This window comes from Ferroplasma sp. Type II, from assembly GCF_000496155.1.
In genome coordinates this window covers 2,389-3,462 of the sequence record NZ_KI542690.1, presented here as the reverse complement: position 1 = coordinate 3,462, position 1,074 = coordinate 2,389, and the positions used below count along the sequence as shown (strand labels likewise).

Here is a 1,074-nt window from a genome sequence, read left to right as displayed (position 1 = left end):
TTATTCCATCCACTATTGCCATGTTGAGCATATTTTCCGAATAATCTGTCATTACCACATACGTTTTCTTCAGATGCTTTATAAGATATGTTAACTCACCTTTCCCACAGGCAACATCTAGAATTGTTTCTGGCTCTGAAATTTCCATTACATTGCTAATAAGCCTTGTTCTCCATTTTATATCCTGAAAAAATGATATCAATGCATTGGCTCTGTCATATGATTTTGGGATTTTATTATATATATCCCGTAAATTTCCATCATCTGCAATAAAACTGTTTTTAGTCAATTAGACTTTCCTCCCCCATATCTTAGCATACTCATAATCTATATTTTAGTTTTGGGAATGCTACTAAATGAAATGTGTTTACAGGCTTGAAATGTTTTAAATTGTTCCAAGATTAAATGGTTTTCCATTATTGACTATAGTCTCAGGCAACTGAGTTTTATATTTTGTCAAGAATTCTATGTTTACTTTCTCATCCCTGAAAATGTCAGGCAGCAACACATAGATACTATTCACTATGGGATACCATCTGCCACAGGAATCACATAGCAAAACACCGTCAATAATATCCTTGTAATAATTTTCTTCTATCGTTGTATTATATGTTTCTTTTCCTGATTTTTCCATGACTGGCCTTACTTCATAAGAGGAGATATCACTTCGTGAAATTGTTGTTAAAGAAAAAGAGGTGTTTTTGCACATGGGACATGCTATTAACTCAATTAAATTATATTCCATTTAACCACTAAGCATCTTAACCATAAATCCGTATATATGTTTTAGCACCTTGACAAAAATAAAAATATAAAAATATTATAAATTGTAATGTCTATAGACATCCTTTACACAATGATACAGGATGGATTTTTTGCTTATCCATCTGTAATTAAGGCGGTGCCTGTAGATGGCCGTATATTGCTCCATAACCCAGAAATAGCGCTATAAATGCGGTAATAGCCAGAAGTATGAATGCAATATAATAAAGATACTTTCTGTTATCTTCCGGTTTAATANATAAAACGGTCGAATATACTGCAGATATCCCACTCATAACATATAATGCCATG

At 32.4% G+C, this 1,074-nt stretch carries 3 protein-coding genes; all 3 read right to left on the bottom strand.

Features of this window, described 5'->3' with window-relative positions; translation table 11 throughout:
• On the bottom strand, nucleotides 1-289 hold a 289-nt coding region (locus AMDU4_RS02195), incomplete at its 3' end, for a class I SAM-dependent methyltransferase (protein ID WP_021786341.1).
• A 96-nt stretch (nucleotides 290-385) separates the two neighbouring features.
• A complete protein-coding gene (locus tag AMDU4_RS02190; protein WP_021787101.1) occupies nucleotides 386-745 on the bottom strand; it encodes a Trm112 family protein in 360 nt (119 codons plus the stop codon).
• A gap of 148 nt (nucleotides 746-893) precedes the next feature.
• The coding region (locus AMDU4_RS02185) for a DUF981 family protein (protein WP_290703932.1) at nucleotides 894-1,074 on the bottom strand (181 nt) is incomplete at its 5' end.

Excerpts from the sequence above, each read along its gene's own strand:
- AMDU4_RS02190 (WP_021787101.1), bottom strand. The coding sequence starts at position 745 with ATGGAATATAATTTAATTGAGTTAATAGCATGTCCCATGTGCAAAAAC.